The sequence below is a fragment of the Pedobacter sp. 01T416_2 genome, assembly GCF_056398925.1.
On record NZ_JBFTQI010000353.1, the window covers coordinates 1 to 5,919 of the forward strand.

Consider the following 5,919-nt stretch of genomic DNA (forward strand, 5'->3'; position numbering starts at 1 on the left):
AGTACTAAATATCTTGATTCACTTCTACCCAAAAAATAGCATGCCACTTTCTTTACCAAGTTTTACCGATTTAAGGATAAATTACCCAGCAACAAGTAGCGAACTGGTAAAAGCAACAATTGGTGGGGCTGTTAATGCTGCTTACATTACCAATACCTGTGTGGTGAGGATGAGCAGGGCGTTTAATTATCTAGGTATTAATAACAAGGTTTTTAGCCTAAGCCTGCCTAGTTGGAAATATACCACAAAACAGAATTTCCTGGCCCAGGAAAAGGTAAAAGTCCATGCCATACCCAGTCGGTATCCGTATACTAAAAAGTTCGAAACTATTGCTGGAGCTGATCAAAAGCGCTATTGTTTTCGGGTGAGCGAATTTTTCGACTACCTCAACCACAAATATAAAAAGCCCGATATTAAAGTGGAAAAAGGAGTTAGAGACACTTGGATAGCACATCATGATTTAAGGGCGTTTCAAAATAAAATAGACGGCGTATCGGGTATTATCTGCTTTAAAACCCAGTTTAGTGATGCGACTGGCCATTTTACCCTGTGGGATGGCTATAAATGTTTATATCAGGATTATTTCTTAGACCCCAGAACCAACGGAATTTATTTGTGGATTTGCTAAAAGATCGAATTTATGGAAAAGAAACTCATTGTAGAAATTAACATAGAAAATAAGGCAATTACCCATTTTGCCTCATTTAGTTTAAAACAAGCTTTTAATGCGCATCATTTTTTCGAGCTGCGGTTTAACCACGATCAGATGGGTTCGCCGGGAATGATCAGTTTAAATGACAGTCGCGATTTTGTGGGTAAAACCCTTACTGCTTCCTTTGGTCACGATTCTGGTAGTTTACAGGAATTTGCCGGCCTGGTAACCAAAGTAGAACTGGCACAAAGCCATGGCTATCATGGTGTACTGATTGTGAGCGGTTATAGTCCAACGATCTTGATCGATCGCGGTCCTGATTTAGGTTCTTATCTTGATAAAGATTTAAATACGATCGTAACTCTTGCTACATCGGATGTTCCCTCAAACGATATTAAAATTGTGGCCAATGCCGCTAGAAAAGATCCTATTGATTACTTGATTCAATACAGGGAGAGTGATTTCGATTTTCTGAACAGGCTTTCGGGCGAATACCATGAATGGTTTTACTATGATGGCAACCAATTGAATTTTGGTAAGCCAGATGATCAGAAAGAGGTTGCCTTGATTTACGGTCGTGATGTACAAAACCTGCAGTATGCCATGGAAATTGCACCAATCAAGAATAAACGTTTTGCTTATAACCCCAAACAGGATGAGATGCTCCAGAGTGAAAGTAGCGGACAGGGTGACGGATCACCCGACCTTGCCCACGCCATACAAGTTTCTAACGCGATGTATAGCAAAACCTTCAATCAACCATCGCTTATCCGGGTAGACAATAACAACGACATTAAAAATCATGTACAGAATGAAGAAAAGGCACACATCAGTAATTTATTGAAAGTAAATGCAAATGGAGATAATGCTGCTTTGAGCATTGGCAGTATCGCCGAAATTACGATGAGTGTGAGAAAAGAACTATCTTTTTCTACAGAAAGCCTGGGTAAATTTCTGATCACCAGTATCAACCATGATATTGATGGTACAGGTAAATATTACAACACTTTCGAAGGTGTGGTAGCTACAACGGAGCGCCTTTTGGTAAAAAACTATAGTAAACCAAGCCCAGATATGCAACTGGCAGATGTAATAGACAATGCCGATCCGCAAGGGCAGGGACGTATTAAGGTAAAATTTAAATGGGAATGTAAAACCAATGACGTAACGGAGTGGCTGCGGGTAATTACACCAGATGCAGGAAGCAGCGATAAAGTGAGTAAAAACAGGGGTTTTGTATTTATCCCCGAAATTGGCGATCAGGTAGCTTTAACCTTCGAAGAAGGCAATATTGCCAGGCCAATCGTATTGGGTTCGGTATTTCACGGCAAAAGTGGTAGTGGCGGTAGTGCCAGCAATAACAGCAAAAGTTTGACTTCTAAAAGCGGACATACTTTAACCATGGATGACGGTGCGGGTATGATTATGCGGGATAAAGACAGCAATTTTATCGAGCTGGATGGAGCCGGTAAAGCAGTTTTCGAAACTAAAGAATCAATCCTGATTAAATGCGGAGAGAGCAGCATTTTTATGGATAAAACGGGAAAAATCATCATTAAGGGAAAGGATATTTTAACACTAGGAGAAAACATCGGAAATTCTGCCTCAATCAGTATTGGTATAGGTGTAGGGCCTGAAGATGGAACACCAACTTCTGGTATCGGGATAGAATCACAAACCTTGGATATTGGTACTAAAACGCTTTCGATGAGTGGCGAAACAGAGGCCAATCTGGCTTCGAAAAAGATTAATGTGGGAGGTGAAAGCGAAACGAATATCAGTAGCGGCACCATCAATCTAAACTAATTTTCGACATTAAAGCTCCATGAACCCGATACAACTGGAATTATTTAAGATAGATAAACAATGGCAACAAGTAGTAAGGCAACATCCATCAGAAACCCTGTTTCTCTGTTTGGGTGAGCGGCACGAAGTAAATTTATTCGAAGCTTATTTTAAATATCAATTAACAGAAGAAAGCAGAACTAACGATATGTTCCTGCTCCATTATCAGGAATTCCAGAACGAAAATGATTACGGTAAAAGTTTGGTTAAAGAATGGAAGGAGATTTTTGACTTATGGCAGAAGGATACAAGAGCCGGTGTTGTTTGGGATATTGAAGTTGGTGAAGGTGCCCGGAATTATAAAACTGATGCCTACTTGCCTGTTACAGCACTTATAAGGTTATGCAATCTTTATCCTGAATTAAAATTAAAGAAAATACATGTTCAGCTGGCACCAACTACCATCTATGATGTAGCTGGCCTATCTGAATGGATTAACGAATGGTGCAGCTGTGTTAAAGCGTTCGATAACCATAATATTAAACTGGTTTATACCGAGCACCATACACACCGTACCTTAAAAAAATTAAAACAGGGTACCGAATTCAGGATCAATATTGATGTGAGCCAGTTGATGCAAAATGCGGCAGCACATACCAACCGGGAGAAGAACGATCCTGAAAGTGATTACCAGCAGCAGATACTGATTGCAAGTAATTATTTAAGTAAAGGCAAACATGAGCAGGCCAATGCAGTTTTAGAACGGGCAATTGTAATCGCCCAGAAACAAGGATTGCACGAGGCGGTAGTGGCAGCAAGAATAATGCTGGCACAGAGTTTAGCCATAAAGAATAAAAGGAGTGAAGCACGCCAACAATATGAGATGGCTTTGGCCCGTGCTGGAGAAAACACACTATTGAGTGCGCATATCCACATGAGCTATGGCAGTTTCTTACTGGCACATTCGGGTAAAGATGAAGCTAAAAAGTACTTCGAAAAGGCAATTAAAATCGCAGAAATTATAGAGAACGATTTTATAGCGATGGAATGTACCCGCTTACTTGGTCAGCTTTCGGAGAGCAAAATAACCGGCTCTGCAAAAGCAATGAATTATTATTTGAAGTGTTTGGAAATTGCCAGAAAAATGCCGGTTGAAAAACGGCGACAAAGTTCGATGGCTTATACCGCATCGATCATGTTAAAAAAATATGGTGAGGAAAGCCTTGAGGGCAAAAAATTAGATATGGATATGCGGCAGGATTACGGAGAAGACTGGAAATCAATGGCTGAAGTACCAAAAAATCACGCCAATCCATTATCATAAAAAATATACGGATGAAAAAAGTAAAAGCGAGTAAACCGAATATGTCTACCGATAGGTCAATTAGCCTATCTGCAAGCCTAACCAAAGCCGAACCAAAAGCAGTTGGCGGCGGTGGTGGCGTTGCCCCTGGAAGTAATCCCCCTGCGGCAAAAAGCACCTTAAAGCTTGTAAAAGCTAAAAAGCCTGGAATGGCCAATACCGCGGTACAACATGTTAGCAAGCATTTTGATGTGGTACTGGCTATCGATTTTCACTGGACAACCATTCCCATTCCGCCATCTTTTGGGTTTATTCCTTTGCCTTTACCACATCCTTTTATTGGGATGGTGTTCGATCCGATGGATTACCTGCATTTCAGTATTCCTATTCCAAAATTTGCGCAAGGTTTAATCGGTACCGCCAGTATCCCGATGGGCGGCTCAATTTATGTACATGGTCGCCACAAAGCCACTACTACCACTACTGTTATGGGTGTTTTGCTCCCGTTTAGGCACATCAGTTCTATTCCAGTTTATTTTATTGTGAATATCCCCGGCTCGCCACATGAGGGCGAGGTATACTGGGGTTCTACTACTGTAAAAGGTCAAGGCTCGGAAATGAGCGGTTCTAATCCCGGCCAGGTGCTTACCTGCTGGTGCCCACCAATGGGTTTGAAACCCCTGCCAACTGTACCTGGTAAATTGAAGAAAAACCCATTGGCTTATTTCGCTTTTTACAGCGATTTATTGAGTATGTATGTACAGATTAATACTGGTAAACCCGTGTTGGTTGGTGGTACATTTGCACCCCATAATTATACGCTGAAAGAGTATTTAATGCGTTTTGCGGCCCTTGGTATTATGAGGGGGCTCACCAAATTAGGAAGTGCCTTATCAAAAGCGGCCTTAAAAGGTGTCAATAAAGTATTACGGGGACTTTTTAAAAATAATCCCATATCAAAAAAACTTTGTCATTGGGGGTTGGAACCTGTTAATTTTGTTACTGGTGCCATGTTTTTCGAATGGACCGATTTCGAACTGCCTGGTGGCCAAACACTGGCCTGGAACAATGTATGGCGCAGCGATAAGCCATATGCAGGTATGTTGGGCAATCAGGTTTACAATAATTACGATTTATATATTTATCCAGATCCTGAAGCTGAAATTGTTGGTTTTAGCCACCCGAAAGAAAATATGGTGATGCCTTTGCCCTATATCGAACCGTATTCAGGCAAACAGTACGATCGTGCACAAAAAATCTGGATGGAACGGCCCAATGAAAATACTTGGGTACTCACTATTGATCAGGATATTTATACCTATACGCTTTTTAGTGGCGCGGTTGATGGCGATATTTACCGCATAAGCAAAATTGAGTACAATAACGGCACCAACCTTACATTTTACTATCAAAAACAACTTTTATCCCGCATTGTAGAAAATTCTGGACGTGTGCTCGAAATGCAGCACAATGAGGCAAGTACGGCAATTAAAGCAGTTTATTATCAATATAAAAACACCAGCGATCTGTTGGTGAGTTACGATTACGATCAACGCGGCAATATGATCAAAGTATACGATCAGGCAGGTAAAGCTATCAGCTTTGAGTACGATGATCACGATCGTGTAGTGAAAAGAACAAACCGTAACGGGATGGCTTATTTCTGGCGTTATGATGAGGAGGGCCGTGTAATCCATACTGAAGGCAGAGATGGTTTTATGAGTGGATCGATAAGCTATTTCCCGGAAGAAGGATATAACGAAGTATATTATCGCGATGGTAAAGTAGAACGCTATTATTATGATGAAAACGATCTGGTGTACAAAAAAGTAGATGCTATGGGTGGCGAAACCTGGTATGAACACGATCGTTATAATGAAGAAAAAATGATTTCCAGCCCTGAGGGCAGGGTAATCGGTTATGAATACGATGAGAGGGGCAATATCACCACTTATCATACGGCAGATGGCGAGCAGTATCAGTATGCATATGATGACAATAATAACCTCATATTGCGCAGTGATCCGGCTGGGTCAAACGAAACATGGTTGTACAACGAGCAGAACCAATTGCTTAAACATGTTCAAAAAGATAATCGTATAGTCGATTTTTATTATAACGAAGGACAAAAATTACCCATATTTTGTCGCGATAATGATGGCTATGAAGTTCATTGGAC

General features: G+C 40.9%; 4 protein-coding genes. All 4 read left to right on the top strand.

All coding sequences use genetic code 11. The features are described 5' to 3' along the window. A partial coding sequence (locus AC1DPQ_RS15295) for a T6SS effector amidase Tae4 family protein (RefSeq protein WP_477610072.1) occupies positions 1–628 on the top strand: 628 nt, incomplete at its 5' end. Between the two features lie 12 nt (positions 629–640). After that, positions 641–2,458 (top strand): type VI secretion system Vgr family protein, encoded by a 1,818-nt coding sequence (locus tag AC1DPQ_RS15300; protein WP_477578638.1) that lies wholly within the window; start codon positions 641–643, stop codon positions 2,456–2,458. Between the two features lie 19 nt (positions 2,459–2,477). Next, positions 2,478–3,761, top strand: coding sequence for a tetratricopeptide repeat protein (locus AC1DPQ_RS15305; protein ID WP_477578640.1), 1,284 nt, complete (start codon positions 2,478–2,480; stop codon positions 3,759–3,761). An 11-nt stretch (positions 3,762–3,772) separates the two neighbouring features. After that, the coding region (locus AC1DPQ_RS15310; protein ID WP_477610074.1) for a DUF6531 domain-containing protein at positions 3,773–5,919 on the top strand (2,147 nt) is incomplete at its 3' end.